Annotated in this window: 16 protein-coding genes; 8 read left to right on the forward strand and 8 right to left on the reverse strand. The window is 61.6% G+C overall.

Going from position 1 to position 22,137, the window contains the following annotated elements; all coding sequences use genetic code 11:
* Positions 1-12 precede the first annotated feature (12 nt).
* Positions 13-663, reverse strand: coding sequence for a tRNA (guanosine(46)-N7)-methyltransferase TrmB (gene trmB / locus VHX65_03825; GenBank protein ID HEX3997661.1), 651 nt, complete (start codon positions 661-663; stop codon positions 13-15).
* 35 nt (positions 664-698) lie between these two features.
* Positions 699-1,379: a VTT domain-containing protein gene (locus VHX65_03830; protein HEX3997662.1), complete on the reverse strand. Its 681-nt coding sequence runs from the start codon at positions 1,377-1,379 to the stop codon at positions 699-701.
* A gap of 360 nt (positions 1,380-1,739) precedes the next feature.
* Between VHX65_03830 and VHX65_03835 the strand changes: the two genes are divergently transcribed.
* From VHX65_03835 to gcvPB, 6 genes are all read left to right on the forward strand, one after another.
* A complete protein-coding gene (locus VHX65_03835; GenBank protein ID HEX3997663.1) occupies positions 1,740-2,729 on the forward strand; it encodes an HD domain-containing protein in 990 nt (329 codons plus the stop codon).
* A 96-nt stretch (positions 2,730-2,825) separates the two neighbouring features.
* Entirely contained in the window at positions 2,826-5,168 is a 2,343-nt protein-coding gene (rnr, locus tag VHX65_03840) for a ribonuclease R (protein HEX3997664.1), read from the forward strand.
* Positions 5,169-5,416: 248 nt separating this feature from the next.
* On the forward strand, positions 5,417-6,589 hold the full coding sequence (gene gcvT / locus VHX65_03845; GenBank protein ID HEX3997665.1) for a glycine cleavage system aminomethyltransferase GcvT: 1,173 nt from the start codon (positions 5,417-5,419) through the stop codon (positions 6,587-6,589).
* A 28-nt stretch (positions 6,590-6,617) separates the two neighbouring features.
* Entirely contained in the window at positions 6,618-7,019 is a 402-nt protein-coding gene (gene gcvH, locus VHX65_03850; protein ID HEX3997666.1) for a glycine cleavage system protein GcvH, read from the forward strand.
* Positions 7,020-7,141: 122 nt separating this feature from the next.
* Positions 7,142-8,512, forward strand: a complete 1,371-nt coding sequence (gene gcvPA / locus VHX65_03855; GenBank protein HEX3997667.1) for an aminomethyl-transferring glycine dehydrogenase subunit GcvPA — start codon at positions 7,142-7,144, stop codon at positions 8,510-8,512.
* Positions 8,513-8,694: 182 nt separating this feature from the next.
* Entirely contained in the window at positions 8,695-10,224 is a 1,530-nt protein-coding gene (gene gcvPB, locus VHX65_03860; GenBank protein HEX3997668.1) for an aminomethyl-transferring glycine dehydrogenase subunit GcvPB, read from the forward strand.
* 33 nt (positions 10,225-10,257) lie between these two features.
* On the opposite strand, the gene VHX65_03865 is transcribed toward gcvPB, so the two are convergent.
* The 5 genes from VHX65_03865 to hisD form a co-directional block, all read right to left on the reverse strand.
* Positions 10,258-11,130: a class I SAM-dependent methyltransferase gene (locus tag VHX65_03865; protein HEX3997669.1), complete on the reverse strand. Its 873-nt coding sequence runs from the start codon at positions 11,128-11,130 to the stop codon at positions 10,258-10,260.
* 454 nt (positions 11,131-11,584) lie between these two features.
* Positions 11,585-11,839 (reverse strand): antitoxin family protein, encoded by a 255-nt coding sequence (locus VHX65_03870; protein HEX3997670.1) that lies wholly within the window; start codon positions 11,837-11,839, stop codon positions 11,585-11,587.
* Between the two features lie 160 nt (positions 11,840-11,999).
* Positions 12,000-12,611, reverse strand: coding sequence for an imidazoleglycerol-phosphate dehydratase HisB (gene hisB, locus VHX65_03875; protein HEX3997671.1), 612 nt, complete (start codon positions 12,609-12,611; stop codon positions 12,000-12,002).
* A 36-nt stretch (positions 12,612-12,647) separates the two neighbouring features.
* Positions 12,648-13,697, reverse strand: coding sequence for a histidinol-phosphate transaminase (gene hisC, locus VHX65_03880; protein ID HEX3997672.1), 1,050 nt, complete (start codon positions 13,695-13,697; stop codon positions 12,648-12,650).
* Between the two features lie 180 nt (positions 13,698-13,877).
* Complete coding sequence (hisD, locus tag VHX65_03885; GenBank protein ID HEX3997673.1) at positions 13,878-15,314, reverse strand: histidinol dehydrogenase; 1,437 nt, start codon at positions 15,312-15,314, stop codon at positions 13,878-13,880.
* A gap of 202 nt (positions 15,315-15,516) precedes the next feature.
* On the opposite strand from hisD, the gene VHX65_03890 reads away from it, so the two are divergent.
* Entirely contained in the window at positions 15,517-16,587 is a 1,071-nt protein-coding gene (locus VHX65_03890; protein HEX3997674.1) for a GntG family PLP-dependent aldolase, read from the forward strand.
* A gap of 48 nt (positions 16,588-16,635) precedes the next feature.
* Complete coding sequence (locus tag VHX65_03895; GenBank protein ID HEX3997675.1) at positions 16,636-17,409, forward strand: TatD family hydrolase; 774 nt, start codon at positions 16,636-16,638, stop codon at positions 17,407-17,409.
* Between the two features lie 30 nt (positions 17,410-17,439).
* On the opposite strand, the gene VHX65_03900 is transcribed toward VHX65_03895, so the two are convergent.
* Positions 17,440-21,675 (reverse strand): hypothetical protein, encoded by a 4,236-nt coding sequence (locus VHX65_03900; protein ID HEX3997676.1) that lies wholly within the window; start codon positions 21,673-21,675, stop codon positions 17,440-17,442.
* Between the last annotated feature and the right edge of the window lie 462 nt (positions 21,676-22,137).

A 22,137-nucleotide genomic window follows, 5' to 3' on the forward strand; every position in this document is an offset into this window, starting at 1 on the left:
AGCCTCAAAGCCTCACGGTCTCACAGCCTTTCTGAATTCGCTGCGATACACCGGTCGGCCATGCAATCGCATGCGGCGCTCGAAGTGGGTGCGGTAATCCAGATCGTGGGCCGGTTCCAACTCGGCGACCGGCAGCGGGCCGACTAAACGCGTGGCCGTGGCCAAGATCGCCAGCGTTTCTTGAAAATATTCTTCCACGTCGGTCCAAAAGTGGAGCGCGCCCCCGGCGAGCAGCGTGCGCTCGATATCGCGCAGAAAGGGCTCGGTAAGCACACGGCGTTTCTTGTGCTTCTCCTTCCACCACGGATCCGGGAAATACACATGCACCGCCGCCAAAGAATGCTCGGGAAGCAATTCTGCAAACAACCGGCGTGCGTCGCCTTGCACCATGCGTGCGTTCGGCAACTCACGTTGAACTAGCCGGCCGGCGGCGAAGCGGGCATAACGAGCCGCGAGTTCGATGCCGAGAAAATTGTGCTCCGGATGCGCAGCGGCGGCGCTCGCCAGAAAAAGCCCTTTCCCGCAGCCCGCCTCGACCTCGACCGGTGCATCGCGATCGAAAATCGCCCGCCAGTCCCAGGGGCGCGAAAGCGCATCCAGCGCCAGCAAATGCCGCGAAAGATCGAGTGCCGGATCGAGTTTGCGAAGTGCGCGGCGGCCCATGTGGAAGGGTGAGGGTGGGGGGCTTTCACAAACTCTCAGCCATCGGACGGCGATGCGGCGTGCAGCTCAATCTTGTGGCCACGCCATGCGCGGAAAAAACTTATCGCGATCGGCAGCAAGCTTACAAACACGATCAGGATAATCACGTGCTCGAAATGCTCGCTGACGAACTTGATCCGCCCGAGCCAATAGCCGGCCAGCGACATCGTCGCTACCCAACCAATCCCGCCGGCAATATTGAATATGGCAAAACGTCGGTAGCCCATGCGGCCGACGCCGGCCACAAACGGCGTGAAGGTGCGGATTAGCGGGGCGAACCGCGCGAGCACAATCGCCTTGCCTCCATGCCGCTCATAAAAAGCCTTCGCCGCGAGCAAATGCTCATGCTTGACGAAGCGCAATCGCCCTTTCTCGAATACACGTTCTTCCATCTGCAAGCCGAGATAGTAATTCACCGCATCGCCAACAATCGCCGCCAGCGACAAGGCGGCGATTAATAGTCCGATGTCGAACACATGCTGGCTGCAAAGAAAGCCAGCGGCAAAAAGCATCGAATCGCCGGGCAGGAAAAACCCCACCAACAGCCCGGTCTCGCTGAACACGATGGCCATCAGAATCAAATAGCTGATCCAGATCGGCCCACCCAGGCTCACCAATTGCCGGAGATTTTCCGGCTTGGCTAAGCCAATCAGCCAGCGGATGAAATCGAGAAGCATGGGGCAGGAACCAGGGGACAGAGAGCAGGGATTGGCGACGATGCGGTGCAGGCAACAGAATGGATGTTAGCAGAACTTCCGATTGGGAACACGGCCGGTTGGCGATGGTTGCCCGACTGCCGATGCACGTTCTTTCTGGCCTTGTCACTTTCGAGGCTAGATCGGTCCGTGGTTTCGCATGCTGGCGGTGGAGATCCGGTTTGAACCCCCCCACGCGGCGGCGGCCGCCTCTCCTAACTTGGCCCGAAAGTGGAAGCGTGCCGGTCGGTCGGCCGTCCCTTGTTCATCTGCCGCGGCGGCGCTAGAATCAATCGTTTTGCGGTACGGCTGTTTCGCGTTTGCTCACCTGCAGGTTTTCCGATGCCGCGTCGTTTTGTCAATCAATTGGGGCACCAAGAATCCGTCGATCAAGTTTTCCTCGCCTCGCAAAAGCAATTGCGGCCCAATCGGAACGGCAATCTCTATCTGCAGGTCGAACTGTCGGACCGCAGCGGCTCGCTCGCCGCCCGGATGTGGAATGCCACCGACGCCGACCATCGCGGTTTCGAAGACGGCGATTTCGTCCGCGTCGAAGGCACCACGCAAATCTATCAAGGCGCCTTGCAGATGATCGCCACCAGTGTCAGCAAGGCCCGACCGGAAGAGATCGATCTGGCCGATTTCATGACCCTCTCGCCGGCCGAGATCGACCAATTGGCCGTGCGGCTGGCGGAATTGCTCCGCGATATTTCCGATCCACATTTGCGCAATCTGGCCGAGTGTTTCCTCGCCGATGAAGAATTCATGGATCGATTCAGCCGCACGCCGGCGGGCGTGAAGAATCATCATGCCTATCCGGGCGGTTTGCTCGAACACGTCGTGAATCTGATGGAAATAGCCGTGCGGATCGCGGAGCGTTATCCGAAGGTGGATTTCGAATTGGTCGTGATGGGCGCGTTCTTGCACGATATCGGCAAGATCGAAGAGCTCAATTGCGACCGTGGTTTTAGCTACACCGACTCGGGCCAGATGCTCGGCCACGTCGTGCTGGCGCTGGGCATGCTGGACGAAAAATTGCGGCAAGCGGCCGAGCTATCGGGCGAAGAATTTCCCGACGAACTCGCGCTGCGGCTGCGGCACATGATCGTCAGCCATCACGGGCAATATGAATTCGGCTCGCCCAAGCTGCCGATGACGCTCGAAGCGATTACGCTCCACTCGCTCGACAACCTCGACGCCAAGATTCATCACTTCCAGCAACTGATCCGCGACGATTCGAATTCCGAAAGCCCGTGGACGCAGTATCACCCGAACCTGAACCGGAAGCTGTTCAAAGGCACACGCGAGGGTGAAAAGCGGCCGGTATCGTAGAAGGCTACAGGCTGAAGGCTACAGACTACACGACGCGCAAGCGTCCGTCGCCTTCGTATCTGTAGCCTGTAGTCTTCAGCCTGTAGCCTCCTCCCAATGCCCCACGCCGATCTCGAACGCGAAATTCTCGATTTTGTCGGCGCGGCGGGCTATCGGCCTGTCAAGCCGCGGGTGATCGCCAAGCATCTTCATATTTCCGAAGAAGAGCGGCACGACTTCAAACGGCTGCTCAAGCGGCTCATCAAGGCCGGCCGACTCGCCTACGGGCCCAGCCACCTGATCATGCCGATTGCGCTCGCCGAAAAGGGCAACGCTCTGGCGGAATCGTCGGTTCGCAGTTCAACGGCGGCCAGTGAGGAAGACGGGGGCGGCGATTCAGAAGCTGGCCCGCTGCTCCCCGGACCATCGGTCGCGATGGGCAAGCGCGGACCGAATCTTGTTACGGGCGTTTTTCGCCGCGCGCAAGCCGGGTTTGGATTCGTCCGTCCGGCCGGCTCCGCACCGGGAGCGGACCGCAAGCTCGATATCTTCATTCCCGCCGATCGCACGCTCGACGCTTCTTCCGGCGACACCGTGCTCGTGCGCTTGCAAAAGCAGCGCGATGTTCGCCGCCCGAATCCGCAAGGCGATATTGTCGAAGTCGTCGAACGCGACACGCATCAATTCGTCGGCACCTATTTCGAATCGGCCGGCAGCGCGTTCGTGCAAGTCGATGGCACGGTGTTCAGCCGGCCCGTGCTGCTCGGCGATCCCGGCGCCAAAAACGCCCGGCCCGACGACAAAGTCGTGTTCGAGATGATCCGCTTTCCATCGCATGTGCACGATGGCGAGGGCGTGATCACCGAAGTGCTTGGCGGGCGCGGCGAGCCCGGCGTCGACACACTGTCGATCATTCGCGAGTATGGCTTGCCCGAGCATTTTGCCGACGATGTGCTCGAAGACGCTCGCCATCAGGCGGATCGGTTCAGCGAAGAGATTCATCCGCCGCGCGTCGATCTGACCAGCGAGACCGTGATCACGATCGATCCGGTCGATGCCCGCGATTTCGACGACGCGATTTCGCTCGTGCGGCTGTCGAATGGGCATTGGAAATTGGGCGTGCATATCGCCGACGTGTCGCACTTCGTGCGGCCGCGTTCGCCGCTGGATCGCGAAGCACTCAACCGCGGAACGAGCGTTTATTTGCCCGACCGCGTGATCCCGATGCTGCCCGAGATTCTCTCTAACGGCCTGGCGAGCCTGCAGCCGGACAAAGTCCGGTTCACCAAAAGCGTATTCATCGAATTCACAGCCGATGGGGCGCGCGTGGCCGCCGATCCGCACTCGGCAGCGATCCGCAGTTGCCGGCGATTCAGCTACGAAGAGGTTGATAGCTTCTTGGCCGACCGCGAGGCTTGGAAAAGCCGGTTGACGCCCGAGGTGCATTCGCTGCTGGAGCGGATGCACGAATTGGCAATGATCCTGCGCGAGCGGCGATTTCGCCGCGGGGCGCTCGAATTGACGATGAAAGAGGTGAAGGTCGATCTGGATGCCGATGGCCGGGTGTCGGGAGCGCATGTCGTCGAGAACACCGAGAGCCACCAGATCATCGAAGAATTCATGCTCTCGGCAAACGAAGCCGTGGCCGAAATTTTGTACGCCGCCGGTCTGCCATTTCTCCGCCGCGTGCATTCCGATCCCGATCCGCGCAAGCTCAAGGCCCTCGACGAATTCGTCGCCGCGATGGGTTTTCAAACCGAAAGCCTGCAAAGCCGCTTCGCCCTGCAAGCGCTGCTGAAATTGGTCGACGGCAAACCCGAGCAGCACGCCGTGAACTATGCCGTCTTGCGCAGCCTGCAGCGGGCAATTTACAGTCCGATCGAAGAGGGGCACTACGCGCTGGCGAGCGATTGCTATTGCCACTTCACATCGCCGATTCGCCGCTATCCAGACCTTACGATTCACCGTCTGCTGGAACACTTGCTGCACGGCAAGAAATCGCCCGGCAGCATGCCCGAATTGGTCGCCCTTGGGGAGCATTGCTCGGATCGTGAGCAACGGGCCGAAGCCGCCGAACGCGAGTTGACCAAGCTCAAGCTGCTGATCTACATGCAGAACCGCATCGGCGAGGAGATGGACGCGGTGGTGACCGGGGTCGAGGAGTTCGGGCTGTTTGCCGAGGGAATTCGCATTCCGGCCGAAGGATTGATCCGCGTCGCGTCGCTGGCCGACGACCGCTACCGCTACGACCGCACGACGCACACGCTCACCGGCTATCGCGCCGGCAATAGTTTCCGGTTGGGCGACCGCGTGCGCGTGAGCGTGGCCCGGGTCGACATCGACCGCCGCGAACTCGATTTCCGGCTCGTAGACCGCGGCCGCCGTGCGGCGGCAATAAAGGTGCGCGACAAGAAGACCAATGTCTCTCGCAACGGCACCAAGAAACGGCGCAAACACTGAGCGAGTTGGCGAAGCGAGGTGTCGGGATAGCCAACGTAGCAGGCATACTCCGTGTGCCGTCGGCGCTGCTCATTGCGCGACGCATTGCGGAGCGCGGACGGCACACGGAGTGTGCCTGCTACAATAGGGCTACATCGCAGTCGGCCGAGTTTCGCGTCCCCCTGGCAGGCACAACCCAAACGGATACAATACCAGCGGTTGTGGGCCGATTGCCGCCAGACTCTTTGATCTTCCGTGCCGTTCCATCGATGCCTGCCACGCTGATGAATCCGCCGCTGGCCAAAACGCCGCTCTCCGATTGGCACGTCGGCCATCGCGGCCGCATGGTCGATTTCGCCGGCTGGTCGATGCCGGTGCAATACGAATCGATCGTCGCCGAGCATGAGGCAGTGCGGCATGCGGTCGGGTTGTTCGATATTTCGCACATGGGCCGGCTCACGTTTGCCGGCCCCGGCGCCACCGAATTTCTCGATTCGCTGCTGACGCGCCGCGTCGCCGACATGCAACCGGGCCAAATCCGCTATAGTCTGGTCACCAACGACTCCGGCGGAATTCTCGACGATGTGCTGCTGTATCGCTTGCAAGATCCGTCCGCGGCCGAACAAGCGCCGGGCGAAAACCAGGTTCCGTATTTGCTTGTCGTCAACGCCAGCAATCGCCAAAAAATTCTGGACTGGATCGCGGCCCATCTGCTCCCGAGTGGCGTCGTTTGCTGCGACGAAACGTTTTCCACCGCCATGATCGCCGTGCAGGGCCCCGCGGCGCGAAAGCTGGTGATGGATGTTCTCCATCCCGGCTTGAACGCGATGCGCTATTACTACGGCAAGAGCGTCGGCCACGGCGGTGAATTGAGCGTCGTCAGCCGCACCGGCTATACGGGCGAAGACGGCTTCGAATTGATCGTGCCGGCCGCCGGCGCGGCGGATCTGTGGGAAAAGCTGTTGACGGCCGGCCAATCCGTGGGCGCCGTTCCGGTCGGACTGGGAGCGCGCGACACACTGCGACTCGAGGCCGCGATGCCGCTGTATGGCCATGAGCTGTCGGAATCGATCGATCCGTTCACGTCCGGACTCGATTTCGCCGTGAATCTCGAAGGCCGCAATTTTCCCGGCCGCGACGCGTTGGCCCAAATCGCAAGCCGGCCTCGCCAGCGAGTGCGCGTGGGGTTGGAACTTGCCTGCAAGCGCGTGCCGCGAGAGGGTTATGGAATTCGACGAAGTTCAAAAGCAAGCGACGATAATGTGATTGGCGAAATTTCCAGCGGCACGTTTTCACCGACGCTCAAGCGGCCGATCGCGATGGGCTACGTGAGGGCCGAATTTTCCCAACCGGGCACAGAATTGACCATCGATATCCGCGGCCAATTAGAGCCGGCCCGCGTCGTGCCGCTGCCGCTTTATCGCCGCCCGAAAACGAACTAACCATCTTTGCAACCCGAAGGCCGATGCCGTGAATCCCGAACAACTGCGTTTCGCAAAAACCCACGAATGGGTTCACGTCGAGCCAGATAGCCAAGGCCAACAGGTCGCCACGCTCGGCGTTTCTTCCTTCGCGGTCGAAGCGCTCACCGACTTGGTGTTCATGCAATTGCCCGAGGTCGGCCGGCAGGTGAAGCCTGGGCAATCGGTCGGCGAGATTGAATCGGTCAAGGCCGTGAGCGATTTATATAGCCCGGTCGGCGGCAAAGTCGTGGCCGTCAACACCGATTTGCCCAATCATCTGGAAACGCTTTCCAGCGACCCCTACGGCGCCGGCTGGATGGTAAAAATCCAACTCGACGATCCGAAGCAACTCGACTCGCTGATGGACTACGCGACCTATCAAGCCCAATGCGCCGAGGAAGGACACTAAAGCAAACGGCGAATGACGAAGAAGGCTAAAGGATTGAGACTACAGGACGCGAGTCCCCTTATCTTCGTCCCTGTCGCCGGTAGCCTATTTCAGACATTCGTCATTAGAAATTAGACATTTTGATGTCCTACATTCTCAACACACCGGACGATCAGCAAGCGATGCTCGCGGCGATTGGCGTCGCGTCGATCGAAGAGCTGTTTGCGCAGGTGCCGGCCGAATTGCGGCTGCGGCGGCCGCTGGATCTCCCGCCGGCGCTCGATGAGATGGAACTCACGGCCCACATGGCCGAGTTGGCGGGCCAAAATGTCGCCGCGGGGCAAAAAATTTGCTTCCTGGGGGGCGGCAGCTACGACCATTTCATCCCTGCCGTGGTCGACTATGTCGCCGGCCGCGGTGAGTTTTACACTTCCTACACCCCCTACCAGCCCGAGGCCAGCCAAGGCAACCTGCAAGTCTTTTTCGAATATCAAACGCTGATCACGCAACTGACCGGCATGGATGTGTCGAACGCCAGCATGTACGACGGCGGCAGCGCGGCAGCGGAAGCCGTGTTGATGTGCATCGCGGCAACGGGCCGCCGCGGAAGCGTCGTCGTGCCCGAAAACTTGCATCCCGAATATCGGCAAACGATCGCCACGTATTTGTCGAACCTCGACGTGCGGCTGCATACGGTCGCGACGCCGGACGGCACGACCGGCGCCGAGCTGCTGGCCCGCTCGATCGGCGACGACACGGCCTGTGTCGTGATCCAGCAGCCGAACTTTTTCGGTTGCGTCGAAGACCTGCAATCGCTCGTCCAAGCGGCCCACGAGCGCGGCGCGATGGTCGTGGCGGCAGTCGACCCGATCAGTCTCGGATTGCTCCGTCGGCCCGGCGAATTTGGCGTCGATATCGTTGTTGCCGAAGGGCAATCGCTCGGCACGCCGATGCAATTCGGCGGGCCCTACTTGGGCATCATGGCGTGCAGCGAAAAATTCGTTCGCCGCATGCCGGGCCGCATCGCCGGGCAGACGGTCGATCGCCGCGGCAATCGCTGCTGGGTGCTGACATTGCAAACCCGCGAGCAACACATCCGCCGCGAAAAAGCCACCAGCAATATCTGCACGAATCAGGGCCTTTTCGCGCTTCGAGCAACCGTGTATCTCGCCGCGCTCGGCCCGCAGGGCTTGCGCGAAACGGCCGAGGCGTGCCTGCGAAAAGCGAACTACGCCCGCGGCCGATTGACGCAGACGGGCCGCCTGAGCGCGGCATTCGATGCGCCGGTGTTCAAGGAATTCGTCGTCCGCGATGGTGACCGCGGCGTGCAATCGCTCGTGGCCGATGCGCTGCAGGCCGGCTTTTTCGCCGGCGTGCCGCTGGGTGGGTGGTATCCAAGGCTGTCGGATTGCCTGCTGGTGACCGTCACGGAAAAGCGGACCCGCCGCGAAATCGACGCACTGGCCAATTGCGTCAGCCAGCCCAACCGTCGCCAAGAAATGGTTGACGCGTAAACACTAGCCCGAAGCGTCAGCGAGGGAATTGTTGACAGACCAGACGGATTGGACGTTTTGGTATACATCGGGTTGTTGCTTTGAGACAAAGCCTGGAGCGAAGCGTTAGCGAGGGGGATCGCTATGGCGAGTCGTCCCTCGCTGACGCTTCCGGCTAGTGTTGAAACCCAAGCTTTACGAATATGCGCAACACACTTGCAACACAACTTCTGTTCGAGCTCTCCAAGCCGGGCCGGCGCGACGTGCGGTTGCCGAAGTCCGATGTGCCGGAAGTGGCGATCGACGAACTGCTGCCGGCCGGCGCGATCGCCGCCGCGCCGCCGCCGCTGCCGGAATTGGCCGAGACGCAGATCGTGCGGCATTTTCTCAATCTTTCGACGCAGAACATGTCGGTTGACACGCATTTCTACCCGCTCGGCTCGTGCACGATGAAATACAACCCGAAGCGGAACGAGCGGCTCGCCAATTTGCCCGGCATGGCCGATCTGCATCCCTATCAGCCCGAGGAAACGCTGCAAGGGATGCTCGAATTGCTTTACGCGATGCAGCAGATCTTGGCGGAAATCGCTGGGCTCGACGCGGTGTCGTTGCAGCCGGCGGCCGGAGCGCACGGCGAATTCACGGCGCTGATGGTGGCCGCCGCCTATTTCCGCGATCGCGGCGAACGGCGCACCAAGGTGCTCACTCCCGACAGCAGCCACGGCACCAATCCGGCCAGCGCCGCGATGGCCGGCTTCGAAACCGTCACCGTGAAAAGCGATTCCTCCGGCTGCGTCGATCTGGCCGATCTGCGGACCAAGCTCGACGGCCAGACCGCCGTGTTCATGATCACCAACCCGAACACGCTGGGCCTGTTCGATCGGCAAGTGCGCACGATTGCCGACGAAGTCCATTCCCACGGAGGGCTGATCTATTTGGACGGGGCGAATATGAACGCCATTCTCGGCATTGCCCGGCCCGGCGATTTCGGGGCCGACCTGATGCATTTCAATCCGCACAAGACATTCAGCGGCCCGCACGGCGGCGGCGGTCCCGGGGCGGGGCCGATCGCGGTCCGCGCAATGCTCGAGCCCTATTTGCCCTCGCCGGTCGTCGTGAAAGTGGCGGAAAATATCAACGAGCAGGCCAATACGAAGCCGAGCAAGAATGGCGACGGCGCCGAGTGCCACGACTGCTATCGGCTCGCCTACGACCGGCCGAAATCGATCGGCCGCGTGCGCAGCTTCATGGGCAATGTCGGCGTCCTCGTGCGGGCCTATTGCTACATTCGCACGTATGGCCCGGCCGGCTTGCGGGCGGTTTCGGAAAATGCCGTGCTTAGCGCCAATTATCTGCTCGCCCGAGTGAAGCACATCTTGCCCGTCCCGCATGGCGACCGTTGCCTGCACGAATTCGTGGCCACGGCCGCGCGGCTCAAGGCGGAGCGCGGCGTGTCGGCGATGGATTTGGCGAAGCGACTGTTGGACTACGGTTTTCACGCCCCGACGGTTTATTTTCCGCTGACGGTCCGCGAATCGATGATGATCGAGCCGACCGAAACCGAAAGCAAGGAAACGCTCGATGCGTTTGCCGAAACGCTTTCTCGCATCGTGGAGGAATCGCCCGAGCTATTGCACGACGCCCCACACACGACCGCGATCAGCCGTCCCGACGAAGTCGCCGCCGCGCGGAATCCCGTGCTCCACTGGTCGCCCGCCGGCGCGAAGCCCTAGCGAGGATTCGTCAGAGTTGTCCCGCAATTGCGATCAGCCGCAAAAGCGGGCCGCCACTCCGCACTGCAATACCTTCGGGCCGGAAGTCGCGCGGAGCGTTAGTTCGCCGGAAGCAATCCTGCCGCTTCGACCGATGGATTTCACAGATTCGTCGATCATCTGCGCGGCAACTGCATCGGCGATGCCGGGCGTATGGCAGCTCAGCAGCACGAGCGACGGAGTGCCGGCTAAGAGCGCGATGGCCCCGCGCAGTAAGCCCGGCAAATCGCGATCGATCTTCCACGCTTGTCTCTTCGGACCATGCCCATAACTGGGCGGATCGAGAATCACTGCGTCATAGCGATTGCCGCGGGCCAATTCGCGTTCGACAAATCGGCGGGCATCTTCAATGATCCAGCGAATCGGCGCCGCCGATAAACCATTTGACTCGGCGTTTCGCCGAGCCCAAGCCACCGCGCCGCGGGCGCTATCGACATGCACCACTTCGGCTCCGGCGGCGGCCGCCGCGATCGTGCTCCCGCCGGTATAAGCAAACAGGTTCAACAATTTCGGCCGCCTCGCCGGCCCCGCGCTCCGAAAGTCACGAACCCATTCGCCGATGAACCGCCAATTTTCCGCCTGCTCGGGAAACACTCCTAGATGCCCAAACTCGGTCGGCTTGAGTTCGAAGCGAATGCCGCAGAATTCAACGCTCCAGCTTTCCGGCAGCCCATCGGCTGGCAGCCATGTTCCGCGCTGCGGCGAAGCGCGAGCTGAAGGCTCGAATCGCGCCGTGGCTTGCGACCAATGGTCGCGCGATTGCGGATCCCGCGAAACGCCTTGCGTCCCAGCCGCTGGCCGATCAATCAGATACATTCCAAACCGCTCCAGCCGCCGCCCCTCGCCGAAGTCGATCAGTTCGTACATGCGCCGAGCCGTTTTGATACACCAACTGACCCTAGGGCAGAATTTCCACGGAAAGCTCCCAGAACTGGAGAAGTCGTAGATCGTTTGTTAGCACGATCCCGCAGCCGCCAACCATCGCGGCTGCCATATGGAGCGAGTCGACCGTGGAATACCTGCATGCGGCCCGGATCCTGGCAGCGGCGTCGCAAACGGCCGATGACAACGGCAGCACGGTTGTTTGGTTCCGGAAGTTCGAGAAATTCGCTGCGCGATAAGGTCATTGCGGCGTAGTGGCTGAATTAAGCATTCCAACCGTGTCAGATCACTCGTCGCGAGGACATCCCCCGCCCGCCCTGGCTGCGAGCAGGCGTGCATCTGCTCTCGCTCGAAAGGTCGGAGAGCCATCGATCGTATAGATTACGATTACGGCATCAAGGTAGATCAGCATCCTTGTAACCATGCACGGTGTTCTTCGTTATCTCGCGCACTCGCGCATCGTGGGCGTCGTCGGCTTCTCGATCCACGCCAGTTGCAGTGCCGACGAATCCGCGCCTTGCCTGGTCGGCTCTGATTTCCTGCAATACTGCCCACCAATCCCTCTTCTCTCCCGATTGCTGCGGACGAACCGGTCTTGCACCACGATCCTTACTCGCTGCTGCTCTTCCAACGGCAACGGATGGTCGAGTTTCAACATGCCGTTTTCGTAAATCGCGTCGAGTTCGTACAACATCGGAATCACTTCCGGGTTCCTCTTCAATTGGCAATTGAATTGTAGCAAGCGGCGGCGCATCGTGAGGCGCGAAACGGCAGGTGGGCTTCCATCCCAGTCAGTTGGGCGCTGCGTTTGCGACGTTGCGCGCGCCTCACTGACCTCCGATCCCCCTCCGCTCCTACTCCGTCAGCGTACCCTTCGTGCTCGGCACGCCGGGCATGCGCGGGTCGGGCTCGACGGCCATTCGCAGGGCGCGGGCCGTCGCTTTGAATACCGCTTCGCTGATGTGATGGCTGTTGCGGCCGTGGTGCAAGATCACGTGCAGATTCATCAGCGCATTGGCGGCCACGGCTTGCCAAAAGTCTTCGACAAGCTCGCTATCGAACTCGCCGATCTTGGGCGCGTTGAATGCCACCTGAAAAACCATCGCATACCGCCCGCTCAAATCGAGGGCCGAGGTGACGAGCGTTTCTTCCATCGGCAGCGTGAAATGACCGTAGCGGCGGATGCCCTTTTTATCGCCGAGCGCCTGGCGAATGGCTTGCCCGAGAGCGATGCCGGTGTCTTCGACCGTGTGGTGCTGATCGACGTGCAAATCGCCCTCGGCTTCGACGACCAGATCGAAGGCCGCGTGCTTGGCCAACAGCGTGAGCATGTGGTCGAAGAAGCCGATGCCGGTCGCGATGCGGCTTGTGCCGCCGCCGTCGATCGAAAGCTCGACGCGGATTTTGGTCTCCGCGGTGTGGCGGTCGATCTGGGCCGTGCGCGGCGTGGGCGATTGTGTCGTCATTCCGTCTCTCTTATGCCACTGGCTTTTTAGATCCGCCTACACCATCCGCGAAAGCGCCGCCAGGCAGACATCGACCTGCTCCGGCGTGCCGACGGAAATTCGCAGGCCGTCCCCCCAACCGGCATAATCCATATATCGCACCAGAATTTGCTCTTCCTTAAGTCGCTCGTACAGCGGCCGAACCGCCAGCGACGGATGCGGGCACCAGACAAAATTAGCCTGTGATTCGACCGCCGCGAAGCCCAACCCACGCATTCCAGCGGTCAATTTCAACCTGGAAGCGAGGATTTTCTTTCGATTCTCGGCCAGCCAAGCTTGATCGTCGATCGCGGCCGTGGCGGCGGCGATCGATAGCGAGTCGCAATTATAGGAATCCTTCACTTTCACAAGCTGCTCGATCACTTGCGGCTGGGCCACCAAGAAACCAAACCGCAGCCCCGCCAGCGCATACGACTTGCTGAGCGTTCGCGAAACCATGATTTTCTCGTTCTGCCCAACCAGGCTGACGCAATTCACTTCGGCAAAATCGACATACGCCTCGTCGACCAACAGCGGGCAAGGCAACCGCTCGGCCAATTCCAGAATCTTCGCCGGCGGTAGCACCGTGCCCGACGGACTGTTGGGGTTCGGCAGGAAAGCCAATTTCAATCGCGGCCGAGCGGCCGCGAAATTGTCGCCGAGCGACCAATCGGCGTGAAACCGGATTTCCTCGGCTTCGGCCCCTTGCAACTGGGCAAGCGTCTTGTAAAGGATGTAGCTCGGGTACGGCAATCGCAAGCAATCCGATTGGCCGACGAAAGCGCGGGTAACGATCGTCAGAATATCGTCGCTGCCGTTGCCACACACGATCCAGTTCGGCTCGACGCCCAGCACGGCGGCGGCCCGAACGCGAAAGGCCTCGGCCAGCGGATCGGGATATTTCCGCAAGCCGCGCTCGACGACCGCCGCGATCGCCCGGCCCACTGCCGGCGAACAAGAGTAGGGATTTTCGTTGGTGTTGAGCTTGATGAATTTCGCGCGGCCGCGCGGTTGCTCCCCCGGCACGTAGCCCTTCATGCTCGCGATTTCCGGCCGAACGAAAGTCATGCGATGAAGTGTCTTGGGTTTTATCTATTCCTGTCCAATTCGCAAAATCGGCGTCTAGCGTGGCGCCGTCCTCGCTAACGCTTCGGGCTAGTATGGCCGCCACGTTGTCGGCAGAAGTACTAACCCGAAGCGTTGGCGAGGGACGCCTCGTTACAAGGTTCTCACCGTAAAACAATTCCCTCAGCCGTTCACCCGACGCCGCACGCTCGCCCAATGGGCCGACAATCCTTCCTTTTCCGCCAGCGCGCGAATATCGCCGGCCACCGCTTCGAGCGCCGCCCGATCGAACGCAATCACGCTTCCCGAGCGTAAAAAGTCGTTGGCGGAAAGTCCGCTTGCGAAACGGGCCGTGCCGCCCGTGGGCAACACGTGCGACGGACCGGCGGCATAGTCGCCCAGCGCCACGGGACTAAAATGCCCCAAAAAAGCAGCGCCGGCGTTGGGAATTTTTTCCAAGAGCCGCTCCGCTTCGTCGGTGGCGATGTGCAAATGTTCGGGCGCGATCTGGTTCGCCAAATCCGCCGCTTCGTCGGCCGATCGCACCTGCACCAGCGCCCCAAACTGTTCCAAACTTTGTCGCGCCAATTCGCCGCGTTCCAACTCGGCCAACTGGCGGTTCAACTCCTCGGCGACGTCGTCCAACAGACCGGGGCTCCAACTAATCAAGACACTCGCTCCCGGCGCATGTTCGGCTTGAGCAATCAGATCGGCGGCAACGCGATCGGCTTGTGCCGAATCGTCGGCAATCACGACCACTTCGCTCGGCCCGGCGATCGAATCGATGTCGACGTCGCCGAAGACGAACCGCTTGGCAAGCGCCACGAACAGATTGCCCGGCCCGACGATCTTATCGACGCGTGGAATCCCCTCGACGCCGTAGGCCAGCGCGGCGACGGCCTGCGCGCCCCCCATGCGATACACTTCGCTTACGCCAAGCTCATGGCACGTGGCAAGCAGATCGGCATTGTAGGCACCAAAGGTGGTCGGCGGAGCGACGACCGCCATTTCGGCAACGCCGGCCGCTTGCGCCGGCACAACGGTCATCAGCACCGTCGATGGATAGGCAGCCGCGCCGCCGGGCACACAAATTCCCACTCGCCGCAAAGGAAGATAACGTTGCCGCAAATAGCCGCCGCCGGCCACTTCCAAGCGAACGTCGCCGGTCAAGATCGCCGTTTGAAAACGCAAAATGTTTTCGCGCACGCGCCGCACGGCGGCCAAAAATTCGCCGGATGCCGCAGCATGGGCCGCCGCTAAATCCGCCGCGGGAACTCGAATTGTTTCGGGCGAAAGCCGAGCACGATCGATGCGGGCCGAATAATCGAGAACGGCCGCCATGCCCTTAGCGCGAACGTCGCTACAGATCCGCTCGACGACTTGGGGGGGCGAAAGCGGTTCGCCGAACACTTCGATCGTCCGCCGCCGGCCCGCTTCGCTCACCACGCCTTCGCGCGGATTGAGCCGCTCGCGCAATTCGGCCAGCGCTCGGCCGACATCGTAATCGCGCGTGTCGAACCGTGGGATCTTGAGTGGAATCGGCGGCATGCGGCGGCTCTTTTCATTCGATTCGCCAAGCGCCATAATGCGGCATCCGACGATCGAAATGGGCGTCGGCATACTATTGAAGCGTGGGGCGGGCGGCGTGTCTACGGGGCCATGGGTAGTGGTACGGTTTACCGTAGGTCGGCCTTTCTAGGCTGACGGAGCCCGAGGAATGTCAGATTGGAAAGCCTGACCTACTTGAAGACGTGCCACTACCGTGCGTAGCGGGCCGTGGCCGAACGGCGGGCGAACCCCCCGGGGGAATCTATAACAGACCATGATGACGCCAACAGCAAGCACCGGCCGGATTCTGGATTTTCGCAGCGACACGCTTACCAAGCCCTCGGCCGGGATGCGGGCCGCGATGGCGGCCGCCGAGGTCGGCGACGACGTGTTCCATGAAGACCCCACCGTCGCCCGGCTCGAAGAACGAATCGCCGGCTTGTTGGGCAAAGACGCGGCGCTCTTCGTCCCCAGCGGAACGATGTCGAACCAAATCGGCCTGCGGCTCCACTGCCGCGGCGGGGATGAATTCCTCTGCGAAGCCGGTTGCCATATCTTCAATTTCGAACAATCGGCTTACGCGCAACTGAGCGGAATCGCGGCCCAGCCGATCGAAGGGCGGTTCGGCATCCTGAAATTGGAGCAACTCGCCGGCCGCATTCGAGCCGACAACGACCATGCCCCGATCACCCGCTTGCTCGCGCTCGAGATCACGCACAATCGCGGCGCGGGACGGATTCAGCCGCTCGACAGCGTCGCCGAGCTTTGCGGCTGGGCTCACGAGCATGGCCTATCGACCCATTTGGACGGCGCCCGGCTTTTCAACGCGGTCGTCGTCACGGGAACGTCGGCCATCGATTGGGCCAAGCACTTCGATACGGTCAGCGTTTGTTTCAGCAAGGGGCTGGGGGCGCCGATCGGTTCGGCCATTTGCGGTTCGCGCGAGATCATGCGGCAAGCTCGCCGGCACCGGAAAGTGTTTGGCGGGGGCATGCGGCAAGCCGGAGTCATCGCGGCCGCCGCCCTCTACGCGCTGGAGAACAATATCCTCCGCTTGTCCGACGACCATGCCAACGCAGGGCGGTTGGCCAACCTGGTTCGCGAGATCGACGCCCTGTCGCTGACGCCGCCGGAAATCGATTCGAATATCGTGATCTTCCACGTCGAACCGGAGCTAGGCACGGCCGAGCAATTCGCGGCCCGTCTCAAGCAACATGGCTTGCTGACGCTGGCGATCGGCCATCAATCGGTTCGAATGGTGACGCATTTGGACGTCGACCGCGACGACGTCGAAGCCGCCGGCGAAGTGTTGCGCACCGTGGCGAGCGGTGCTGCCACTATTTGATTGGCGCGATTTGCCGCCTTCCGATCATCGATTCGCCCAGGCCAAGCCATGCTGCTCTTCGACACGCACTGCCATCTCGATCAGACGGATTTCGATGCCGATCGAATCGCCGTAATCGAGCGGGCACACGCGGCGGGCGTCGCCACGATGGTGGCAATCGGAGTCTCTGCCGATTCGAGCGCCGCGGTGCTGCGGTTGGCAGGCGAGCATGCGCCCGTGTATGCCGCGGTCGGCATTCATCCAAATTATTGCGCCGAGGCGGCCGACGGAGATTGGGACCGTGTCGTTGGGCTCTCCGCCGAGCCGCGCATCGTCGCGCTAGGCGAAACCGGCTTGGATCAGTATCGCGATCATGCTCCCTTGGCTCTGCAGCAGGATTATTTCGACCGCCATTTGCGGCTGTCACAGGCGCGCGATCTGCCGTTCATCGTGCACACGCGGGAAAGCCAGGCCGAGGTGCTGGCGATGTTGCGCGAAGCCCGGCGCCGTGGACTCCTGAGCGGCGTGATGCATTCATTTACCGGCGACGTTGCGACGGCGGCCGAATGCGTGGCGCTCGGGATGTATATCAGCTTCGCCGGAATGGCGACATTCAAGAAGGCCGACGATTTGCGGGCCGTAGCGGCGACGGTGCCGAGCGATCGGATTCTGGTCGAAACGGATAGTCCCTATCTGTCGCCGCATCCACTCCGCGGCAAGCGGAACGAACCCGCAAACGTCGCGCTCACGGCGGCATGCCTGGCAAATGTGCGCGGCCTGAGCGCCGAAGCGTTCGCGGCGCAAACCACCGCGAACGCCCGGCGCCTGTTTCGTATAAGCTGACGCCGCCCTGAATGCTTAACCCGAGGCAGCCTAAAAGGTCGTACCGCCGACTTGGCCGCTCGTACCGCTTTGCGTTTGCTGTTGAACGCCGCTTTCGAAATTGAACGTTTGCACCGGTCCGATCGAGGAGAAGAGCGGCGTTGCCGTGATGCGCACATACCGGCGGTCGGCCGAGATGACGGCCGTGGCCGACATGTTGGTTCCCGACGGCAGGGTCGTGATCACCGGCTGATAGCCGACGGCGCCTTGCATCGCGAACGGGAAGAATCCGGCCGCATTGACCCCGTTCGGCAGGTTGTTGAGCGGATTAGTGCTGCGGGAGACGGAAAACGATTGCTGGGCCGTGGGATCGTTGATCGCGGCCAATTTCTGAGTGATGTCCGTGTTTCCGACGGCGGCAGCCACCTGTTGGTTGCCCGGGGCGGGACCAACGGCAGCCTGGGCCAGCACCGCCTGATTGAGGCCGGCCATTCCTTGGATTGCATTGGCCACCTGAGCGTCGGCAATCGCCTCGTGCCGGCGACCCTCCTTCAGCGAGAACTCGACCATCGAATCGGTATCTCCGAGCGGAATTTGCTTCCGCATCAGCGTGGCATTCTTCGCGCCGAAGTGGGTATAAACTTCGACCGTCACTTTCCCGGCCGTCGGCTTGCCCCAAACTCGCCGCAGAAGCATGCGATATTTGCCGGGGAAACCTTGCGTGACAACGTATTCCTCGGACGTCCCTTCATCGGTGATCGAATCGCGATGCGAGCTCGATGTCAGAAGGATGCCGCCGGAGCTGGTGTGCGGATTGCGCAGCGAGCAGACCGTGCCGGCCGGCTCTTCGACGGCGAGATCCACTTCCGCATCGCCGTTCCATGTCACTCGCACAAGGCAGTCGCGAATGATCGCCTCGTTGAGCGCGGCCGCGAAGCGGGTGGCTTGTTCCGTGCGTTTCTGATTGCGAAGCTCCTTGAGTGTAACAATCGCGGTGCGCCGGGCGAGGTTGACGACGTCGGCCTTGTCGGCCGGCCAAGCCTGGCCCAAGACGCCCACGCAAGCCCATTGAATGCCGCCGACATCGCCGAGCCGAATCGCCACTTCCAAACCGTGCATGTAGGGTTCGAATCGCGTCGGATCAATCGCGGCCACCTGCCGATAGAGCTTCAGCGCTCGCGTGTCGAATCCCATGCGGCTCATGTACGTGGCGATATACAGGACGTCCTCATTGGTGCGGGCCATCGCCACGGCCGACATTAGCGCCCGCTCGATTTCCGCACGCGGTTGATTGTCGGCTTGCATTGCCAAGGCGAGCACCTCATACATCCATGGCTGCCCCCAACCGTTGCGCAGGGCCCCGCGCACCAACGAAGCCACTTCGGCGAACTTCTGCTGGTTCATAAGCTGCCGAGCGGTCTCGCGCACGGCGGCTCCTTGATCGCGCAATTGGGCCGCGGCCTTCTGGCGGGTCGCCAGATCTTTGCTGTCGAGTTCCGGAACCGGCAAGCGAGCAAAATAACTATTCCAAGCCGCTTCGACATCCTTATCCGCGGGAGGATCGATCCTGGCCGCCTTGGCCGGTGCTGCGGGAACGGCTGTTCTGGGAACGGCTGCTGCGGGAACGGCTGCTCTGGGAACGGCTGCCGTGGCTGCAACGTTCGGAACCGCTGCACCGTTGTCGGGCACGTCGAAGGCGCCGCCGAGGCCGCCGCCGAAGCCGCCGGCACCCATGCCGCCGCCGTTGCCGAATCCGCCCATGCCCATACCGCCGCCGCCCATACCCATGCCCATCCCGCTGTTGATTCCACCGTTGCCGCCCAAGCCGCCGCCGGTTTGGAACGGATTGATGCCGGCATTGTTGTTGATCGGCAACACAAGGTCGGCCACGGGGTAGACTTTCGTCACGGTCTTGGTTTTGGCGACGTCGGCCGTCGTGATCAGCAGCACTTCGTGGTCGATGATGTAGGCCAAATCCTTTTCCGCCAGCAATAGCCGCAGCGCGGAACGAAGCGAGATTCCCTTGAGGCTCTTGGTGAAGGTCGTGTCGGGCGTAACGCCGGCATCATTCAACGCCTTGGCATCGAGCACGATATTGATCCCGTGCCGGCTGGAGAGCGAGTCGATAACGTCTTTGAGCGGAGTGTCGACAAAATCCATTTCTGTCGGCTCGTCGAGGGCCTTGAGAATCTTGGCCTCGGCGCTGCCCGGCTCTTTCAAGTCGACACTACGATATTTTTCGCGGGCCTTGGTCAGCTCGCGCCAAACATCGGCCGGCGGATAAACGATCGGCTGATCGTCGGGAAACGCGATCGCCGACTGATCGACCAGATGCAATGTCGCCAGATATTCCTTCTCTTGCGTCTGGCGGTTGATCGTGTTGAGCGCGACGTAGGCCAAATAAAGCGAGTTGTCGTGCGTCGAGGCGGCGATCGTGTTGTCGGGGTTGTCGGCCGGAGCAGTGCGGGCGATTTCGGCCGCGGCATCGTCTTGCGCCTCGGCATATCGGCCCTCGGCAAGCAAGGCGTTCATCCGCTCGACGAGTTGCTTGAGTTTCTCTTGCCGGCGGCTGATCGCATCCTGCAGATTCATGTTTTCCTTGGCCGCCGCCTCGGCTCGCAATGCGGTCGCTTGCTGAGTTTGATTGATTTCCTGCCGATTGGCGGCTTGCAACAGCACGGCTTGAATGCGATCGACCAGTTGAGCTCGGGTGTCGGCCGGCAATTCCGGCGCGGTTTGTACGCGATCGAGCACCAATCGGAGTTCCTGGAGAACGCTGCCCGGATCGGTGGCCACCCGTGCCCGCGAAGTGTCCAATTCATGATTGACTTCCACCACCGTTTGCTGGATTTGCAGCTTGGTGGCCGCTTCGAAGTTTTGCAACAAATTGCCTTGATCGCTGCCCGGCGCGGGGCCTTGGCCGGCGTTGGGGCCAATCAAGTGCAGATCGCCCGCGGCGGGAGGCGGTTCGGGAGACGGCGGATTGCCTAATGTCTCGCCGCTTTGCATCGCCACTTGCCGCACATGGCCATCAAGCTGATCCCGCACGGCAAGCGCGCGAGCGTTGTTCGGATCGCGGCGAAGCGCTTCGGCGATCACTTGCCGGGCCGGTTCCTTATTGCCCGTGGCGGCAATCTGCGATCCGAGCCGGGCCAAATCCTGGGCGCCCAAGTGAATCAAACGCCGCGATTCCCACAAACCCTGGCTTCCCAAGGTCGGCAAGCGCTGACCGCCATCGGCCTGGGCGCCATCGACCAATTCAGCGATATAAGAATTGTCGGCGTCCGAAGCTTTTGGATCGACGGTCCAAGCGAAGTCGACCGTCTTGCCATTGGCGGTTTCGCCGGCCAGTTTGATCTGCTCACCCGGCGTGGCCGCGGCGAGCTTGCCGAGCACGATCGTATCGCGATCGGTTCGCAGCGGCGGGGTGTGCTTGGGAAAAATTTCGGCAATCGATTTCGGGAGCATCGTGCTGGTGGGCCAAACGACGGGCGCTTCAACCCAGCGCATCAGATATTGCCCCGCTTCTTTGCCCGTCATCTGGTCGGCATCGACCAGCAAATTGCCGCCGGTTTGGTTGGCCAGCGCCGCGAGCAACGCCGCGTCTAGCTGCCGCCCAACCGCATAGCTAATCATCGACACATGCGAAGCCATGAGTTGCTCGACGATCTTCGGATATTCGCTGACGGTGCGATTGGCCGCACTGCTGCCATCGCCGAAATAGACGATTGAACGTTCGGCCGTCGATTTGCCGGCGAAGCTCGCGGCGGCCTTAGTGAGGGCAAGGCCCATGTCGGTCGCGCCGAGCGGCACGCGTCGCCGCAATTGCGCCAACGCCGCATCCATCTCAGGGCCGTTTGCCGCGACAAAACCCTTGGTCAACGGAATCGGATTGAGATCGACGGCAAACAATTGCACGCGATCGTTCGGTCCGGCCGAGTGGAGCAAAGTGTCCAGTGCATCAAGGGCCTTGTCGCGATACACGCCGGCTTGCCCGGCCGATGTGTCGAACAAGATGACCATTTCGCGAGTGTCGGATGGAGCCGCAGTCACCGGCGGCAGACTCAGCGCGAAGTAGGTCGTGCCGCTCGGCGCTTTGTAGGTGTCGCAACGGGTTGCCTCGGCTTCCGTTGGACTGGTGGTCGCGGTCGCACCGGCCACAACTGCCGGATTGGCCGCGAATGCGGCGCTCGCCGACAGACACGCCATCCCGGCTATCGCAGGCAAACCTACGGCGGGGACGGCCAACATCGCCAACGTCCAGAATGAATTCTTGGACTTGCACATGACTGCACGCTCCTATCTAGGGCGAACGACAACGTGGTAGCGCGACGTGTTCCGCAGGCGCCGCGCTCTCAACGAAGATGAGTTAGTGACTAGGGCCAAACCGTTGTGAATCGTGCGATCAACGAGCCGCCGGGGACTGTTCCCATTTTGCGGAGTGTTCGGAGCAAAACGGGGACCGTCCCCCTTCTCGCCACGCCAAACTCGATCAACCAATAGCGGGCACAATCAAATCTGCCGGTGAACACCGCCGATCGGCGGACGAGCGGCAAATCGCGAGCCGTCTGCCGATAGGAATTAGTTTATTCCCAACGCAAGCGTTATGCTACAAAAATCTAAAGATTTCACGCCGGCGAGCGGTCAAATCAGTCAAACCCGCGGCGGCAGGGCAGCTCCGGCCGACGGCGCTGGCCAGGTTGCAGACGGGCAAACGGGACCACCGAAAGGCATGGGCCGAATTGTAGC

The sequence above is a fragment of the Pirellulales bacterium genome (assembly GCA_036267355.1).
In the GTDB taxonomy this organism is placed as follows: Bacteria; Planctomycetota; Planctomycetia; order Pirellulales; family DATAWG01; genus DATAWG01.

What these genes read in the sequence shown, in the direction of transcription:
- trmB (HEX3997661.1), bottom strand. Translation starts at nt 663, where the DNA reads ATGGGCCGCCGCGCACTTCGCAAACTCGATCCGGCACTCGATCTTTCG.
- VHX65_03835 (HEX3997663.1), top strand. Translation starts at nt 1,740, where the DNA reads ATGCCGCGTCGTTTTGTCAATCAATTGGGGCACCAAGAATCCGTCGAT.
- hisC (HEX3997672.1), bottom strand. Translation starts at nt 13,697, where the DNA reads ATGACTTTCGTTCGGCCGGAAATCGCGAGCATGAAGGGCTACGTGCCG.
- VHX65_03890 (HEX3997674.1), top strand. Translation starts at nt 15,517, where the DNA reads ATGATGACGCCAACAGCAAGCACCGGCCGGATTCTGGATTTTCGCAGC.
- gcvPB (HEX3997668.1), top strand. Translation starts at nt 8,695, where the DNA reads ATGCGCAACACACTTGCAACACAACTTCTGTTCGAGCTCTCCAAGCCG.
- gcvT (HEX3997665.1), top strand. Translation starts at nt 5,417, where the DNA reads ATGCCTGCCACGCTGATGAATCCGCCGCTGGCCAAAACGCCGCTCTCC.
- gcvPA (HEX3997667.1), top strand. Translation starts at nt 7,142, where the DNA reads ATGTCCTACATTCTCAACACACCGGACGATCAGCAAGCGATGCTCGCG.
- hisB (HEX3997671.1), bottom strand. Translation starts at nt 12,611, where the DNA reads ATGACGACACAATCGCCCACGCCGCGCACGGCCCAGATCGACCGCCAC.
- VHX65_03865 (HEX3997669.1), bottom strand. Translation starts at nt 11,130, where the DNA reads ATGTACGAACTGATCGACTTCGGCGAGGGGCGGCGGCTGGAGCGGTTT.
- hisD (HEX3997673.1), bottom strand. Translation starts at nt 15,314, where the DNA reads ATGCCGACGCCCATTTCGATCGTCGGATGCCGCATTATGGCGCTTGGC.
- VHX65_03830 (HEX3997662.1), bottom strand. Translation starts at nt 1,379, where the DNA reads ATGCTTCTCGATTTCATCCGCTGGCTGATTGGCTTAGCCAAGCCGGAA.
- rnr (HEX3997664.1), top strand. Translation starts at nt 2,826, where the DNA reads ATGCCCCACGCCGATCTCGAACGCGAAATTCTCGATTTTGTCGGCGCG.
- VHX65_03895 (HEX3997675.1), top strand. Translation starts at nt 16,636, where the DNA reads ATGCTGCTCTTCGACACGCACTGCCATCTCGATCAGACGGATTTCGAT.
- VHX65_03870 (HEX3997670.1), bottom strand. Translation starts at nt 11,839, where the DNA reads ATGTTGTACGAACTCGACGCGATTTACGAAAACGGCATGTTGAAACTC.
- VHX65_03900 (HEX3997676.1), bottom strand. Translation starts at nt 21,675, where the DNA reads ATGTGCAAGTCCAAGAATTCATTCTGGACGTTGGCGATGTTGGCCGTC.